Source organism: Streptomyces kaniharaensis, from assembly GCF_009569385.1.
Taxonomy (GTDB): Bacteria; Actinomycetota; Actinomycetes; order Streptomycetales; family Streptomycetaceae; genus Kitasatospora; species Kitasatospora kaniharaensis.
In genome coordinates this window covers 207,751-223,542 of record NZ_WBOF01000004.1, presented here as the reverse complement: position 1 = coordinate 223,542, position 15,792 = coordinate 207,751, and the positions used below count along the sequence as shown (strand labels likewise).

Sequence of the window (15,792 nt, the reverse complement as noted above, 5' to 3'; positions counted from 1 at the left end):
CGGGCTCCCGTCGGGCTACCGCCCCTCGGGGGCTACTCGTCTCGGTCGTCTTCGACGGCCGGCTCCCCTCGGACGATCCTCCTCGCCACCCCTTGCAGGGCTCGCAGCAGCTCCCGGTCGGCTTCCTCGGCCCTGGACTCGATATTCCACCGGCGGGTGTCGTCCACCAGGCCCTCGATCTCCTCGGAGAGCCGCTCCCGCAGCAACCCGGGGCGCAGGGCCTCGACCTCGACCGAGATGGTCGGGTCGAGGCCCTCGCGCAGGCACTCCTCGCGGTAGCGGGCGTAGTTGACGTCGCGGGTGTTGACGTCGTGGGTGGCGAGGCGGCCGGAGCGGACGTCGTCCGCGGTGATGGCGATCTGCCGGAAGTCGAGGTCGAGTTCGCCGTTGCCGTAGCGCTGCATCCGCTCGGCCACGGAACGAGGTACACACCTGCCCGTGGGGTCCCAGTCACCACAGAAGATCACGGTCACCGGTTTGCCCTGCCGTGCGTACTGCTGCGCGGCCTCCCAGACGAAAGTCTTGCTGGACTGGCCCCGGCAGGAGTACAGGCCCACGCCCCACGCCGAGGTGACCGGCTCGACCACGCCGCCGACCGAGTCGCTCTCGACCCATACCTCGACGCGGCGGCGCTGGGAGGCCCACAGATTGCGCCGGTAGCTCTCCGCGTGGCGCTGGAGGGCGTCGTCGAGGGTGTCGTACTGCGTCTCCTGCCGGGCCATGCGGGTCCCGTCGGTGATCCACTCCCAGGGCATCCGGCCGGTCTCGCGAAGGTGGCCCAGCTCGCGGACGACCAGCGAGTAGTTCTTGCGGGAGTGGCCGGTGTCCTTGTCCCAGAGGAGTCCGACGCCGAGGTAGTACACGTGGCGGACGCTGCACGGCCGCGCCTCTTCCGTGATCGCGCAGATCGCCAGCCGCAGGGCCTCGACCTGGGCTTTCGTCCGGCGGCCCCGTTTTGCGGGGCTAGCGCTGTAATCCGCCATGCCTCCAGTGAACCGCGGCGTCCGAGCCTGCGTTGCCGCCCGGCCGCCGGTGCCCCGGCGGGAGGAGATGGGCGGTGGTCCGGGCCTTGATGGCCACTCTCCAGGCGGGCGGGCCGTCGAGACCAGCCCGCCTCTCCGCTCGTCGGGGATGCATCATGATCCGCGACCGCTGTCCGCTCCGGACGCGCGGTTCGCGGCCCGGAGAGGGGCGGGCTCGGGCGCCAGCCTCCCGCGAGCTCAGCTCACCGGCGCGGCCGACCGCAGGCCCTCGCCGGACGCCGCGGGGTCCCGCCAGTCCAGGTCCAGCTGGTCTGCTCCCTCGCGGACCACGATGGGCCCGTGCTTCTTCTCCAGCTTGTTGTACTGGGTGCGGCCCGAGCCCTCCTGCTGGTAGCCAGCCCACCGGGCGAGGTTGGGCTTGGTCAGCTCCACTCCCGCCTCCTGATGTGCCAGGTAGATCCGCTCGGCCCGCTGGACCTTCGTCTCACCGGGCGGGGCGACGCCGAGGTTGACCTTGGGCTCCTCCGCTCCGGTGTCGGCCGCCTCGTCATCCTCCTCGTCGCCGTCCTCGTCCTTCGCCTCACCCGGCTCCGGGGCCGGTTCACCCTCCGGCTCCGGAGCGTGCGGGGCCTCGCCGCGCTGCTGCCCGTCTTCCGGCTCGGGATCCGGCACCTGCTCCTGGCCTGCACCGGGCTCCTCGGGCGCTCCCGCCGGGGCGTGTCCCTCGGCCCCCTGCGGGTCGCCCACCGTCCGGGCGGGCGCCGGGACCGCGGGAGCGGCGGCCGACGAAGCGGCCGGGACGGGAGCCGGCGCGGGAGGGACGGCAACAGGCACGTTCACCGGCAGCGCGGGAGGGACGGCAGCAGGCACGTTCATCGCCGGGGCCGTCGCGGCCGGGACGGCAACGGCCGGGACGGCAACGGCCGGGACGGCAGCGGCCGGGACGGCAGCGGGCACGTTCACCGGCGGAACCGCGGCAGGCGGGGCGGCCGCGGGCACATTCACCGGCGGAACCGCGGCAGGCGGGGCGGCCGCGGGCACATTCACCGGCGGAACCGCGGCAGGCGGGGCGGCCGCGGGCACATTCACCGGCGGAACCGCGGCAGGCGCCTGCACAATGGGCGCGGGCGGGGCCGGTGGTGCCGCTTCGACCGCCGCCGGGCCGGGCACCTCATCAAGCTGCGGCTCAGCCTGTGCCGTGATGTCGACCGTGCTCCGGTCGATCGCGATGCCGAGCCGGGCCTGGCGCAGCGGCCGCAGTTCGGCGGAGGTCGCCTTCCGCCGCCAGCCCCGCCCGTACTTCGCCCGCAAGTCCTGCCGCAGCAGCATCTTCTCCTGGTAGCGCTCCAGAGCCAGGGCGTACGACCGGATCTCCCAGAGCTTCATGTCCCGCCAGATGGAGAAGGTCGCCACCGGCTGCAGGAACCAGCGGGACAGCCGGATGGAGTCCATGTGCTGGTCGAGCTCGAGATCCGTCGCCTTCGCGATCGCGTTGCGCATCGCTTCGGTGACGGCGATGAACAGGACCGGGATCGTCGCGTGCATCGCGGAGCCGAGGACGTCGGGCCAGGAGGACGCCGCGTTGAAGAAGATGGTCGCCGCGGTGAGCAGCCAGGCTATGTATCGCAGCAGGGGGTACTTCAGGTTGACCGAGGTGAGGGCCAGGTCCAGGGCGAGCAGGACCGCGATCCCCAGGTCGACCGCGAGGGGGAACGCCGGGGCGAACGAGCCGAAACCTTTCTCCTCGGCCAGGGCCCGCACCGCCGTGTAGGAGCCGACGAAGCCGGCCGTCGCGATCGCGATCGACCCCGCCCCTATCGCGCCGAACAGCGCCTTGCGTCCCCGCGTCCACTTCACTCGGGCACGCGCCGGGGCGGGGGCGGGCGGTATGGACGGCAGGAGGACGGTGCTGCTCGACCCAGCGGTCATTGGTCGTACTTCCCTCTCGTCGAGTCCGTGCGCAGGCGCGCATCGCACATAGAGGTGCGATCAACGCCTCGGGTGTGACACGGATCGACCTCCCATCGCATTCAGGCCACCCCGGTGGCTTTGAACGGTACGAGGGATGAGGTCGACGAACCACCCCCTTTTTCTCACGTTACCCCGTTCCACCTGCCGATTTGTACTGAAGATCACGATCTTGCCCGCCTGCAGGCCCGCTCGGCGCCTTCGTTACGCTTCAGTAGACCTGCCTACCAGCTGGCTGGATTCACCGTCCCCGATCGCCTGGAGAGCCTCGATGCCGCCCATGGTCACCGTCGTCGTCGCGCTCCTCGCCGGCCTCGCAGCGGGCGCAGCGGCCCGGCCGCTGATCTTCGCCCGCGCCGTACCTCGGGGCGAGCCGAACCGGACCGCGTGCCCCTCCTGCGCCACCGGCTACCCCTCCCCCGGACTCCGCGGCCGACTGCAGGCGACCAAGGGGCGCTGCCCCACCTGCGGCTCGAAGACCGGCCCGGCCGCCGGCCTGCCCGAACTGCTCACCGGGGCGTCCTTCGCGGCCGTCGCCGCCGCCGGAGCAAGCGGCTGGGCCGGCGCCGCGCAGTACTGGCTCCTCGCCTGCGGAGCCGCGCTGACGGTCATCGACCTCAAGGTCCACCGCCTCCCCGACATCCTCACCCTGCCCGCGTCCGCCGGCACCTTCCTGCTGCTCGGCGGAGCCGCACTGGCTGGAGAGCCCGGCAGCATCTGGCGCGCCCTCACCGCGGCGGCGGTGGTCACCGCCGCCTACTCGGCCCTCATCGTCGCCGGGATGGGCATGGGCGACGTCAAACTCGCCCCCGCCGTCGGCGCACTCCTCGGCTGGTCAAGTTGGACCTCCGTACTCTGGGGCACCTTCGCCGGGTTCGCCCTGGCCGCGGTCGCCGGGCTCGCACTGATCCTGACCGGGCGCGCATCAGCGAAGAGCCGTTTGGCCTTCGGCCCGTACATGGTGGCCGGCGCCGTCGTCGTCTTCTCAGTGGGCATGTAGATCTGGCTTCCGCCTGTCTATCCAGCCTCGGGTCCGGTCAGCCCTCAGCACTCCCGCTTCCAACCGGCTGCCTCGCACACTGATCGCTCCCGCACCATGCGTGCCATGTCCTGATGCCTGCCTCGCTGGCATGTCGTGACACGCCGACGAGGCAGGCCAGTGTGAGGTCAAGAGTGACTGCATTGATAGCATTGCAGTCATGAAGAGCATGACCTTGCGCGTCCCGGAAGAGGATGCGGCGCGCATCTCCAGGCGTGCAGCAGACCTTGGACTGTCAGTGAACGCGTACCTTCACCGGACAGTGATGGCGGAGGTGAATCATGATGCTGATCGCTTCGCAGCACCAACCAGGGCGGTGCTGGAGTGGCTAGAGGCCGACCCCAAGGCGTCCGAGATCCTCGGCCCGTTGAGCGCGAAGATCGACCGCCCCCCGAAGCCCGAGCGAGAAGCGGCCGCGTGAGCGAACGGTTGACCGTCGGGCATCTCTCCGCGGTGGCGCAGCAGATCCCCGGAAACCCTGCCATTGCCGACTGGGGAGTAGCGGCGGCTTCAATCGCTCGCTGCGAGGCAAACATCGCCGAATCCCCCGTCTACGTGGGCCCGGTGGGGCAGGCTGCCTCACTGTTCCATACGCTCCTGCGACTGCCGATGCTGGAGTTCTCCAACGCTCTCTTTGCCATCGCGGCCTCGCTGGATCTGTTGCAGTACCACGGCGTTGAGTGCAGGGCCCGGCCTTCGGACTGGGCTGAATTGGCAGTACGGGTGGCAGAAGGCGACGCGAGCGTCGACGATGTCCACTCCGCTATCAAGGCGTGGACCGCGACCTGAACTCCCGCCCCCACGCCTCCCGAGCCAGCAGCAACCGAGCGTTCACGCTCTAGCTCAGCCCCGAGATCCAGTGATCCGCCGGGGGGAGGCCCCGGCGGATCCCGGCAAACAAACGACCCCCTACAAGACCGAGGAATGCAGAGAAGCCGTGAAGTCCCAGAATACCGATCGTTCGGAGGCTCGCACGTGAGCAGCGAAGTACTGGTTCAGTCGGCCTCCGAAGTGATCGGCCGTCAGCTGAAGCCGTTCCCTGAGCAGGAGCCGTACGTCGTCGCGTCCCTCGGGTACAAGGGGGGTATCGGCAAGACCACGCTCGCCGAGGAAGTGGCACAAGAACTCGACGCAGTCGCCGTTGACTTGGACTGGTCCAAGGGCGGCCTCACTGCCGGGTGGGGCTATCGGGAGGAGGAGCGCCAGGGCGCCCCGCTCCTCGAAGCCTTCGAGTCCGGCAAGGTGCCTGTCCCCCTTCGCGGTGGTGACCGCAAGCCTGACTTGATTCCGGGGCACACGACCTTCGGCGAGAACGAGCCGTCGGCTGAGAAGGTGGCTGATGACCTCCTGCGCTGGTCGAAGGAGCTGAAGCGACGGCTGGTCGTGGACACGCATCCTGATGCATGCCCTTCCACCTATGGTGCGATGGCAGCTGCCAACGTCGTCCTTACCCCCGTGGTGCTCAAGGTCCGCGAGATGCGATCCCTCGAGCAGCTGCTTGAGGAGGCAAGTGACTACCCGCTTCTCCTGGTCCCTTACATGGTCGATGGCGCTCCGTCGGAGCAGCTGATCAACGAGCTTGAGAGCATGGCCAAGAAGTACCAGGTCGCAGTGGGGCCGATGGTGAGCTACTACAAGTGGATCGGGGTGCGCAGGAAGCGCGTGGCCATTTGCTCCGAGCCCATCTTCAAGAAGGAGGAGCCCTTCGTGGAGCAGATCCGCGAGGTAGCGAAGGCGGCGTTGAACTATGCCCGATGAGACGTCGAACGGAATGGCGCAGCTCCGGGGAGTGAAGGCCGCTCGCAAGCGCACAGGGCCGCCCCCGCCGCGTAACCCCAAGAGCACTCCGCCTGCCGAGGCGCAAGACGGTCAGTCTGGGACTTCTGACGAAGGCGCAGCACAACTGCCCAGCGCAGACGCGGCCGCCCCGGCTGCTGATGCTGTGGTGGATTCGCCGGCCTCCGCTCCCGCAGGACTCCCCGTAGCAGCTGACAAGCCCGCGGGCAGCGGCGACAAAGAGGACACAACCCTCCCTGTCGTCGAGGCCGTGGGGTCGAGCACGTCGGCCGAATCTGCTGAGGCTGTGGCGGATTCTCCCGTCTCCGCGCCCGCAGTCGCTCCCGCAGAACTCCCCGTAGCAGCTGACACGGCCCCTGAGCCTGCGGTTCAGCGGCCGAAGGCTGTTGCCGAGCCTCACGGAGCAGCCGAGGCCAGCGGTGAGGGCGCTGTCGCTGACGCTCCGGCCTCTCGGATCGACGCCTCACCGGCTCGCGGCCTAGAGCGACGAGTTCAGAGCGGGAACGGCGTGGTTCACCGCGGGGCCGCCCAGTTGGCCTCGGAGTGGGACTCCTACACCATTCCGGCTGACTCAGGGGATCTCGTGCGCGCAGAAGAGGTTCTGTCTCAGCGGTACTTCGACCGGGAGCCCCTGAACGCTTCCGTCCCCGAGGCGCTCGAGATCGGGCTCCGCCTCGAGAAGCTCAGGGTGGTGTCGCGCATAAGGAGTATTCCGCCGGCCGACCTCGTCGCCCTTGGTCTCGACTGGTTCCTTCGCGGAGCGGTGAACGATCTCAGCGACATCGAGGCGCCTTGGGATCAGTACCGCGGATCGGGCACCTCCCCCGAGATCCCGCGCGCCGAGGTCGTACTTCAGCAGCGCTTCATCACGAGGGAGCAGCTTAAGGCTTCCGTGCCCCTGGAGCTGCAGCTTCCTCACCGCCTGGCCATGTACAAGGTCAGCAACAGGGCTCTGCGGAAGGTCCCCGTCGCAGACATCGTGGCCGTGGCCATGGACCGATGGCTTCGACTGATGGGCTTCTGAGCTCACAGATTCACCCAGTAGGGGCCCAGCATCCAAGGATGCTGGGCCCCTACTTTCGTCATGGCAATAGTTCGACGTACGTTGCTACGACTATTGGCCTAGGTGTTACACTACCCGTAACAACGTTGAAAGGGAGAAGCATGGCATCGAAGGTGAAGGTGGCAGACCGCCTCCGCGAGTTGGCGCGCGCCGTGGAAGCCATGGATGAGTACGCCCAGGACAGTGATGCATGGCTGTCTCCGCATCCAGCTACGCGCCACCTCATCGAGCGGAGGGGAGTGAGCCGAGAGCAGCTCAACTACTCCGTCCCCTCCGACCTTGACCTGAAGACGCGTGTCAATACCTACAACGCCGAGCATGGCAACCCGGGCGCTGGCAACGTAGTCGCCGCAGCGCTCGACGCATGGCTTCGAGCGCACGGATACCCGCCTGTCCTTGAAGAGGCAGACTCACCTGATCAGGATCTCTGACAACTTGCGCCGCAGGCGGTCTAGCACCTCCCCTTACGACGGGAGGCAACCTTCGGCTCTCGGCGACTTAGAGGCCCGCACGCGATTTCGGCGAAACCGATTGGCCGTCCGACGTGGCCAACCAGCCCTCTTTGCGTACAGGCCACTCTCGCTCCGACTACCCGGGGCGCATCCTGAGGCTCAGCCAGTCGGCGCTTCCAACGCTCGCAGCGAGCCAGGATCGGCCTCCTCTACCCCTTGGGCAATCTGATTGCCGTCAACTCACCAGCGGGGGGCCGATCCTCGAGATTCACGTCGCACACGCCCATGGCATGGCGCATCCACAGCTACGGCATCCCTGTCAGGTTTGCCTTCCTCGCGGTGCGGGCGGGCCGGCGCACCCGGCGCGCAGCAGCTCGTCGCCAGGACGCCCGAGGGCGCTGTGGTGCCATCACGCCAGTTCTAGCGACTGAACTGGCTCCTCTATCGACCACCGGCCACTCGCGATCCAGCCACGTCCAGATGGCTGCGCACTTCCTCGTAGGCGCATCCTCCAGGTTGCCCCTCGCTCTGCAGGAGGGCTGACGCCTGCCGCCATGCTCCCGCGCCTCACTAGCGAGTACCCAACGGGTCAGCCTTGGCCACCCACAACGGCTGACATCCAAGTCGACACCGAGAGTGACATTAACCTTTAACGGCGCGGCTTCGGCGTTAAAGGAAACGGTGGGCCGGCGTCGCGCGGATGTAGCCGGCCTGCCATCCGGAGGGACAGCAGCGCTCGCTACGTCGCTCTACCGGTGCCAGGCCTCCGCCTGTGGCAGGCCCAGCCACTGGGGCCTCCGCATCAAGCTCTTCCCGGACCCGCTCACTTCGAGGTGAAGACCTTGATGCGGAGGCCCCAGTGGCCTGCCGAACGATCCCTGCCGGCCACAGCCCCGCAAAGTTAAGTGCGTTGGAGCTTACGCGGACGGGTCGAGAGCCGAAAAATCCCAACGCTGATAAGTAAGCCGCCGTTCCGAGCTGTTGATGAGGTCGAGCACATCTGTGGCCATGAATGCCCGCGTTCCCCGCTCAACTTCCTTTACCTGAACGATCCCGGCTCCAGCCAACTCCTCAAGCGCGGACTTCGCCGCAACAAAGGAAACGCTGAGAAGTGATTGAGCCGCACGTGCCGTCACCACTGGAACGCCAGGCAACTGCTCCATGAGTCGCACGACAGCCGAGTCCTTCCTCGGCAGCCCGCGGCGCTTTTGCTTCTCCCGGAAGCTGGCCAGGCGCGCGTCCCAGGTGGTACGCATGGCAGCGAGTTCCACGGTGAAGCGACGTGACTCCGCAACTGCATCTCGAGTTGCGGCCAAGAAGACACGGATCCATCCGTCGACACCTACGAGAGCCGCGGGATCGCTCGCATCGCCCTCATATCGGTATGCATTGAGCCCAGCGATATATTCGCGGGCATGGGCAAGTAGCGACATAGAAATCGGAAGCACATGCCCCACCGCTAGTCCTTGCCGAGCAAGGACAGTGTGAATAAGGGCTCGCCCTGTTCTCCCATTTCCATCTGTGTATGGATGAATGGTTTCGAATTGGGCATGCGTCAGTGCGGCCTGGACAAGCGGCAGAGGGTGCGGCTCAGAGATGAACCTCGCCAAGTCGTCCATGAGGGCGGGCACCTCGCTCGGGGGTGGGGGAACGAATTCCGCACCGTGAGGACTTAGCCCACTGCCGCCAACCCAGTTCTGCACCCGCCGAACAGAGCCGGCCCCCTCAGCCTGGTCCGTGCCGACCATCAGAGCCCTCTGAAGCGAGTCGATATCTTCTGGGGTGACGGCGGGGGAATCGTGCAGGACGGTGACGGCCTGCCGGAGGGCCAGGACGTTGTTGACCACCTCCCGCGCACTGGCATCGACACCGCGCGGGGCCCGCGGCTCCTCGCCGGCCCGCATGCCAAGCATCAGCTCGAGCTCGGCTACCGCGCGGGCTGACGCCACGACTCCTTCGATGCGCGACGACGCCACGGCCTCGGAGCGGAGCAGGAACCGGGCCAGAGATTCAAGGTGCGGACTAGTCGGGCTCGAGTCACCCAACGACCGAACCAAGGCATCCACTGCCGCGACCTCAGCTGCCACCTCCGTCGAGAGCCGGACAGACCGCCCGCATAGCGCATCAGGCACATAGGCACGGAAGGTTCCAGGCAGTCCAGCCGCCCACGACGCCTCGGCATCAGGCTGCGACTGCCACCGCTGCTCGGAAAACCTTGCCACCAGACACGCTCCAATGCTTCAACCACAAGAGGATGCGTTTAAGGATAGTCTTCATCGCGTGAGGTTTGGTGTGATGCTCGCAGACGTCGCGACCCACTGGGTCGTGGCGCCTTTTGGCGTGTCATCGCCCGAGAGAGCAGCGACCTCACGTCTGTCCTTGCCGAGCTGGGGGAGTCAGCCAACTCTTTCCGGCACCAAGGCCGTCCGCACAGGGACGGTCACTGTGCGCGCTCGAGGCCAGGAAGACAAAAAGGCGACCGTCTTGGTCGCCTGTCGGGCGGCACAGCCATGCCGCCCGTTCCTTGCCCGGGGAGCCACCCCGAGCAATTTCATGTCTCTGCTTAGCCAGCCGACTCTGTCGGCACGGTCTGCCGCGACCCATGGGGCCAACCACGGTCACGGCTTGGGAGGGGGCTCAACTCTCAGCTGACCTAACCCAAACCACACTCACACCTCCGCTGACCAGGCAATATCCGCCGATGGGTCAAGCGGCCAGTTGAGTTTTGCCCTCATCCCTATGTTGTTCTGGAGCAGATCATAGCCGCCAGCCATGGGGCTAGTCCGTCTTTGCCAAAAACAGGGTCACTCGCGTCGCCCTCGGACTATGCCCACATCACCACAAGCAAGACAAAGTCACTCGATCGAGTGAAGCGCTCTCGCACGTCAACCTTGCGACTCTCCGGCCCGCCGACGGGACCAGGGGCAGGGCTTGACCAGCCGCTCGCGCTGAACCGGAGTGTTCGCGAGCGGCTGACGGCCGCCCTTGACGCTCTACTCGCAGATCGGTCGCTTCGCGGTCGACCGCTGGTCGAGGTCCTAGCAGCCACTGTGCTCTTCGCGAAGTCGCCTGCGGGGGAGTCGCAACTGGAGCTCACAGCTGGCGAGTTGGCGCGATGGGCGGGGGTATCGGAGTCCTACGTCGACCATCGGGTGCTGCCGGCCCTTCGGGTCTCGGGTGCGGTCTCGACCGAGGTGATGACGGCGTCGGTCGAGGGCGTGCGTCGGGTGACGGGCTTGCGGTGGGAGCTGCTGCCGCTCTCGGCCGCCCTGGCGCGGTGCTCTGCTCCGTTGGTCCTGGAGAAGCGCGAGTTGGCGGTTCTCCTGGCGTTGTGCGAGAAGCTGTTCGGCCCTGGGTGGGCTCCGGTGGGTAAGCCGGAGACGCCACCTGGGCTGCTGGGTGAGCGGCGGGGTCGCGGGGCGGCGGCCGAGCGTCTCGCGCTGCTCCGTCTGGTGCTGGCGGCGCGGCCGGATGGCCGGGTGCCCTTGGTGGGCGGGGCGGTGGCGGCCGGGTTCGATCGGGCGGATGCGACGGTCGCGCGGCTGATCGGCCGCCCGTTGGTGGAGGCGGCCCAGGTGGTGGACGGGCTGCTCCGGCGAGGGTTGCTGAAGGTGCCGGGCCGCGGTGTACCCGACGCACGGCTGAGGATCCTGGTGCCGGCGGTCGCCGCGGCACACGGGCGTTCCCAGGCGGACCTGGAGGTCGTCCCCGAGCAGATCCCGCCGGGCGTCGACGAGGACGTCGAACCTGCAGGAGCTCCGTCGGAGGGCCGGGGCTCTGTGTGCACGCAGTGCTCGGGCTCGTTGGAAGACGAGGACCCGTCGGGACCGGGGGAGGGCTGGCTCCAGGTCGGCTTCTTCGACGTCGTGGACGGTGATCTCGTCGATGCGGATGGTGCACTCAGGGGTCAGGACGTTCCCGACGCAGCGAAGGCAGGGGATGAAGATGGCTCTGACCTGGGCGAACAGGCTGCTGAGGTGTCGGGGAGCGGCGCGGAGGCTGGTGCACCACTCCACGCCCACCACGCGCCTCAGGTGGTTGCTCTAGGTGGTTCTGGTGCTGCTGAGTTTCGCTTTTCCGGCGAAGCCGCGTTGGGGTTCCCACCGCTGCCGGAGCGCGTGAGCGGGCGCGAGGACCGGCCCGAGCCCGGCACCGTCGAGGCCGCCGAGCAGGTCGGTGGTTGCGGTGGCCCGCTTCGCGGGGAACAGCACCAGGACCTCGTCGTCGAACGGCAGGATCAGAAGTCGCCTGTCGGTGCTGCGCGGGTGCTGCTGCGGTGGTCCCTGCCCCGAGGGCTGGAGCGGGTCCTGACGCCGGTGCAGGGGGAGTGGGCCCGGATCGGGCATACCGGTGGCCGACGTCGAGTACGGGCCGCAGCACGGGCCGAGCTGGTGCGCCTGGCCGGGATCGTCGGCGCTGAGCAGGCCCCGGCGCTGCTGGCGGAGCGCCTGGAGCGCCGGTTGGCCGCGCAGTTCGGGCAGCCGGTACGGGATCCGATCGGCTGGCTGCTCGGCCGCGGATTGCCGCAGCGGGCCGAGTGCTACGCCCAGGCGTGCGATGACCGGGTGCGGATGGACACCGGCCGGGTCTGCCCGTCCTGCGAGCTGCTGGTCGAGGACCGCCGGGCGCTGCGGCACCAGGTCGCACGGTCCGTCACCGAGCAGCTGCTTGTCCTCGCACCGGAGGAGTTCCGGGCGGAGGTGGAACGGCGGCTGAGCCGGGAAGTTGCCCGGCTGGCGGCCGAGGAAGCCGTCCGCCGGGAGCGCGCGACGATCGAGCGCGCCCGGCGTGAGAAGGCGTGGGCCCGACAGCGGGACGAACAGGCCGCTGCTCAGGCTGAGTTGGCGGCCCGGCCGTGCCTGGAGTGCGGGGTGCCGGAGGCCGGTGGGCTGTGCCTGATCTGCTCGGAGACCCGGACGACGCGCCAGGCCTTGGAGTCGGCTGCGGAGTTCGCGGCCGTGGCGGCCGGCCTGGTGGACGTCCCGGCCGCCAGGGGCGGACTTCTGGGCGTGTGCCGGGCGCGGCTGGAGGCCGAGGCCGAGCAGGCGGGGGAGCGGTGGCGCGGCCAGGGACTGCCGGAGGCGGCGGTGGTCTGGCAGCTGCGGGAGCTCGTCGAGCAGCTGGTGGCCCGGGAGCGCGCGCTCGCGCTGGAGGCCCTGCTTCACGGCCCGCAAGCGAGGGCGGAGGCCGACCGGGTGGCCGGGATCGAGCGGGCCCGGCGTCGCGGCGAGCCGGAGGTCCTGGCCGCAGCCGACGAGGCGGCCCGCCGGTGCGCGCAGGCCTTGCTGGCGCAGCAGCTCGACCAGGTCCGCGCCGAGGTCCAGGACCCGGTTCAGCCCCCGGCCAGTGGCTGGCGGGAGCGGATGTCCCAGTACGCGTCCCAGCCGCTGGAGGACGAGAGCCTTCCGGCGCCGGTGCGGCCGGCGCGGGCCCGGACGGCGGTGAGCGCGGCGTGAGCAGCGGACTTGAGCTCGCCATGCGGTGCGCGGGCAGGGGTTGGTGGGTCCATCCCCTGCTGCCCGGATCGAAGCGCCCGGCCGGCAACTGCCGCCGGTGCCGCCCACCCACGCCCGGGGGCCAGTCGCCCTGCGGGTTCCCTGACCTGGGCGCCGGCGGCTGCGGCTGCCTGGCGGCGGGACGGTACTGCCACGGGGTACGGGCGGCGACGACCGATCCGGAGCTGATCCGCCGCTGGTGGCGCGGCCGCGACTTCGCCGTCGGCGTGGCCACCGGCCCGTCCGGTCTCGTGGTCGTCGACCTGGACGACCACCACCACCCTCTGCCGGAGCGCGAGTTGGTGCTGCCCGGCATCGACCTGGCCGCCGTCCTGGAGGCCGAGCGGGTGCGCACCGGGGTGGACGTGCTGGAGCTGCTGTGCCGGGTGCGGCGGGCCGAGAGCCTGCTGCACGCCCCGCCGACGCTGACGGTGCGCACCCCGGGCGGCGGAGTCCACCTCTGGTACCGCGCCGGTGGGGCCCGGTTCACGCAGGGCTCCGGCCGGCTGGGCTGGCAGATCGACGTGCGGGCCGGCTGGTCCACCGCGGTCGCGCCCACGACCAGGACCCCGGCCGGCTGCTACCAGGTCACCGGGCCGGAATCTGAACCTGCCCGGCTGCCGCGTTGGCTCGCCCTCGAGCTCGCACGCGTCGGCCTGCGCTCCCGCGACCCCGCCGTCGACCCGCCGCCGGCCCGGATCCGGCTTCCCCGCCCCGCAGCGCGGCACCGGCCGCACGACGCGGCCGCGTACGCCGCCGCGGCACTGCGCCGGGAGGCCGAGGCCATCGCCTGCGCCCGCTCCGGCCGCAACGACCAGCTCAACCGGGCCGGGTTCCGGCTCGGCCAGCTGGTCGGCGGCGGGCTGCTGGAGCTCGACGACGTCCACCAGGTCCTCACCGAGGCCGCGGCGCTCGTCGGGGTCGACCCCGACGAAGCCAAGGCCCAGTCCACCCTCCGCCGCGCACTCCAGGCGGGCATGCGCTCGCCGCGCACCATCCCAAGCCCCGGAGCACGGCCATGACCGACCTGACCACCCGCGTGACGCTCCCGGTCCCGGCCGGCGAACCCCGGCCCACCCGTCCGGCGCCGACCGCCGAAGTGGGGGAGTCGGCGGCCGCGGCACCGACCGAGCAGCAGAACACCGAGCGCGGGCCGAAACTGTCGCAGGCGGACGTCCTGCTCCACCTGGGCATGGACGAGTACGTCCTGGTGCGCTGCGACCAGACCGCGTACGCCGTCCCGGCCGAAGGACCGCCGATCGCCCGCCCGCTGCGCGCCGCCGGCGGCTTCGGCGGAACCGGCAGCCTGCGCCAACTCCTCAATCGCTCCTACGTCCTGCGCACCGGCCGGGCCCCCTCCCAGGGGTGTCTGACGGACGCGATCGCCTCCATGGATGCCCTCGCCCTGGACGCCCCGGATCAACCGGTCCACCTGCGGATCGCCCCCGACCCGGCCGACGAACAGGTCACCTGGCTCGACCTAGGGCGGGCGGACGGGAAGAGCGTGTGCATCGAGCCGGGCACCTGGTCGGTGACCACCCCGCCCGTCGGCGAGGGCCCGCTGTGGCGGCGCACCCGGCTTACCGGCGAACTCCCGCTGCCCGAACGCGATCCGGGCGGCTGGCGGGGTGGGCTCGGGCTGCTGCGCGAGCTGTCCGCGCTCGCCGAACCATCTTGGCGTATGGCCGTCGCCTGGCTGCTGGCCGGGCTGCGACCCGACATGCCCCGCCCCGTCGCGTACTTCAACGGCGAACGCGGCACCGCGAAGACAACCTCCGCCCGGCAGCTGCTGCGGGTACTCGACGGGATCCGCGCCGAGGTCCGCAACGTGCCGCGCTCCGAGGACGACGGCGCGGTCGCCGCCTCGGCCGGCTGGACCATGGGCCTGGACAACATCCACGGCATCCCCCAGTGGCTCTCGGACTTCCTGTGCCGGACCGTCACCGGGGCCTCCGTCGCCAAAAGAGAAATGTATACGGATGATGACGTCACCTCCTGGGCCTACCAGCGCCCGGTCGTGCTGACCGGCATCGACGTCGGCGCCCTCCAGCCCGACCTCGCCGAACGACTGCTCCCCTTCACCCTCGAAATGATCGACCCCAAGGCGCGGCGCAGCGAGCACGACCTGTGGCGCAGCTACCGGGTCGCGCACGGCCGCATCCTCGGCGGCCTCCTCGACCTGGCGGCCGCGGTGTGGGCGCGCCTACCCGACGCGGCCGCCCAGCTCGGCCAACGGCCACGGATGGCCGACTGGGCCGAACTGCTGTGGGCGCTGGACGCGGTCACCGGCTGGGACACCCTGGCCACCTACACCGGCGCCCAGGAGGAGATCACCGACGACGTCATCGAAGCCGACCCGGTCGCCACCGCCCTCACCCGCTGGGCCAGCACCGCCGACACCACCGAATGGCAGGCCACCACCGGCCAGATCGACAACACCCTCCGCCCGCCCGGCCCCATCCCCGACACCTGGCCCAAGACCACCGCACTGCTCTCCGCCCGCCTCACCTCCCTCGCCCCCGCACTGCGCGCCCGCGGCATCGACATCCGCAAACTGCCCCGCACCGGCAGCGGGCGAGGCTTCCTGATCACCCTCAACCCCGCCCCGGACCCGCGCACCTGACCCGACACCCGCCCGCCTGACGCACCCAGGACCCCACACCGCTCACCTCCCACCTGCCGTCGCCACCCGGACGCGCGGGCCCTCCGCATGCCCGGACACCGTCAGAACACCGCCCCAGGACGGCACGAGCCCCTCCTCCACCGGTCGGCACCGCGGAGCCCCGCCAAGGAGACGGGAACCCACCGCCAGGACCCTCCAGCCGGCTCAGGCCGGCTGCCGCATCCGCCAGACGGTGACGCACAGGCGACGCTGCCCGTGACGCACCCGGCGCCCGGCCTACAAGTGGCTCTGACCTGCAAGTTCTCGCGGTCTGCTAAGCGGCCATGACGCTGATGACGCTCTCGTACCCCATCTCACTGAGAGGAAGGAAGA

12 protein-coding genes and 1 pseudogene are annotated in these 15,792 nt (G+C 69.8%); 9 read left to right on the top strand and 4 right to left on the bottom strand.

The window, feature by feature from the left end; translation table 11 throughout:
• Nucleotides 1–32: 32 nt before the first annotated feature.
• On the bottom strand, nucleotides 33–983 hold the full coding sequence (locus F7Q99_RS35865; protein WP_153470208.1) for a hypothetical protein: 951 nt from the start codon (nucleotides 981–983) through the stop codon (nucleotides 33–35).
• Between the two features lie 237 nt (nucleotides 984–1,220).
• Entirely contained in the window at nucleotides 1,221–2,912 is a 1,692-nt protein-coding gene (locus F7Q99_RS35860; protein ID WP_153470205.1) for a DUF2637 domain-containing protein, read from the bottom strand.
• A 310-nt stretch (nucleotides 2,913–3,222) separates the two neighbouring features.
• Here F7Q99_RS35860 and F7Q99_RS35855 point away from each other — a divergent pair, with 310 nt between their 5' ends.
• From F7Q99_RS35855 to F7Q99_RS35830, 6 genes are all read left to right on the top strand, one after another.
• Nucleotides 3,223–3,951 (top strand): prepilin peptidase, encoded by a 729-nt coding sequence (locus F7Q99_RS35855; RefSeq protein ID WP_230211245.1) that lies wholly within the window; start codon nucleotides 3,223–3,225, stop codon nucleotides 3,949–3,951.
• A gap of 199 nt (nucleotides 3,952–4,150) precedes the next feature.
• Nucleotides 4,151–4,411, top strand: a complete 261-nt coding sequence (locus tag F7Q99_RS35850; protein WP_030230236.1) for a toxin-antitoxin system HicB family antitoxin — start codon at nucleotides 4,151–4,153, stop codon at nucleotides 4,409–4,411.
• Nucleotides 4,408–4,779: a hypothetical protein gene (locus F7Q99_RS35845; protein ID WP_037898563.1), complete on the top strand. Its 372-nt coding sequence runs from the start codon at nucleotides 4,408–4,410 to the stop codon at nucleotides 4,777–4,779. Before F7Q99_RS35850 ends, F7Q99_RS35845 begins: the two co-directional genes overlap by 4 nt.
• Nucleotides 4,780–4,965: 186 nt before the next feature.
• The gene (locus tag F7Q99_RS35840) at nucleotides 4,966–5,748 is read left to right on the top strand and encodes a ParA family protein (protein ID WP_153470202.1); all 783 of its coding nucleotides are present in this window, start codon (nucleotides 4,966–4,968) and stop codon (nucleotides 5,746–5,748) included.
• A gap of 622 nt (nucleotides 5,749–6,370) precedes the next feature.
• Complete coding sequence (locus tag F7Q99_RS35835) at nucleotides 6,371–6,811, top strand: hypothetical protein (protein ID WP_153470199.1); 441 nt, start codon at nucleotides 6,371–6,373, stop codon at nucleotides 6,809–6,811.
• A 140-nt stretch (nucleotides 6,812–6,951) separates the two neighbouring features.
• Nucleotides 6,952–7,281: a hypothetical protein gene (locus F7Q99_RS35830; protein WP_078891035.1), complete on the top strand. Its 330-nt coding sequence runs from the start codon at nucleotides 6,952–6,954 to the stop codon at nucleotides 7,279–7,281.
• A gap of 938 nt (nucleotides 7,282–8,219) precedes the next feature.
• Here F7Q99_RS35830 and F7Q99_RS42180 read toward each other — a convergent pair.
• Both F7Q99_RS42180 and F7Q99_RS43845 read right to left on the bottom strand, forming a co-directional pair.
• Entirely contained in the window at nucleotides 8,220–8,759 is a 540-nt protein-coding gene (locus tag F7Q99_RS42180; protein WP_230211244.1) for a Fic family protein, read from the bottom strand.
• Nucleotides 8,760–8,789: 30 nt separating this feature from the next.
• Nucleotides 8,790–9,368, bottom strand: a pseudogene (locus F7Q99_RS43845) (Fic family protein); the annotation flags it as partial.
• A 2,052-nt stretch (nucleotides 9,369–11,420) separates the two neighbouring features.
• Here F7Q99_RS43845 and F7Q99_RS35820 point away from each other — a divergent pair.
• The 3 genes from F7Q99_RS35820 to F7Q99_RS35810 are packed head-to-tail and all read left to right on the top strand — an operon-like array spanning nucleotide 11,421 to nucleotide 15,420.
• Nucleotides 11,421–12,758: a hypothetical protein gene (locus tag F7Q99_RS35820; protein WP_153470193.1), complete on the top strand. Its 1,338-nt coding sequence runs from the start codon at nucleotides 11,421–11,423 to the stop codon at nucleotides 12,756–12,758.
• Complete coding sequence (locus tag F7Q99_RS35815; protein WP_326847511.1) at nucleotides 12,755–13,819, top strand: bifunctional DNA primase/polymerase; 1,065 nt, start codon at nucleotides 12,755–12,757, stop codon at nucleotides 13,817–13,819. The genes F7Q99_RS35820 and F7Q99_RS35815 overlap by 4 nt, the downstream gene beginning before the upstream one ends.
• Complete coding sequence (locus F7Q99_RS35810; protein WP_153470190.1) at nucleotides 13,816–15,420, top strand: hypothetical protein; 1,605 nt, start codon at nucleotides 13,816–13,818, stop codon at nucleotides 15,418–15,420. Before F7Q99_RS35815 ends, F7Q99_RS35810 begins: the two co-directional genes overlap by 4 nt.
• Nucleotides 15,421–15,792 lie beyond the last annotated feature (372 nt).

Coding starts and splice junctions, on each gene's coding strand:
- F7Q99_RS35865 (WP_153470208.1), bottom strand. CDS start 983: ATGGCGGATTACAGCGCTAGCCCCGCAAAACGGGGCCGCCGGACGAAA.
- F7Q99_RS35860 (WP_153470205.1), bottom strand. CDS start 2,912: ATGACCGCTGGGTCGAGCAGCACCGTCCTCCTGCCGTCCATACCGCCC.
- F7Q99_RS35855 (WP_230211245.1), top strand. CDS start 3,223: ATGCCGCCCATGGTCACCGTCGTCGTCGCGCTCCTCGCCGGCCTCGCA.
- F7Q99_RS35850 (WP_030230236.1), top strand. CDS start 4,151: ATGAAGAGCATGACCTTGCGCGTCCCGGAAGAGGATGCGGCGCGCATC.
- F7Q99_RS35830 (WP_078891035.1), top strand. CDS start 6,952: ATGGCATCGAAGGTGAAGGTGGCAGACCGCCTCCGCGAGTTGGCGCGC.
- F7Q99_RS35810 (WP_153470190.1), top strand. CDS start 13,816: ATGACCGACCTGACCACCCGCGTGACGCTCCCGGTCCCGGCCGGCGAA.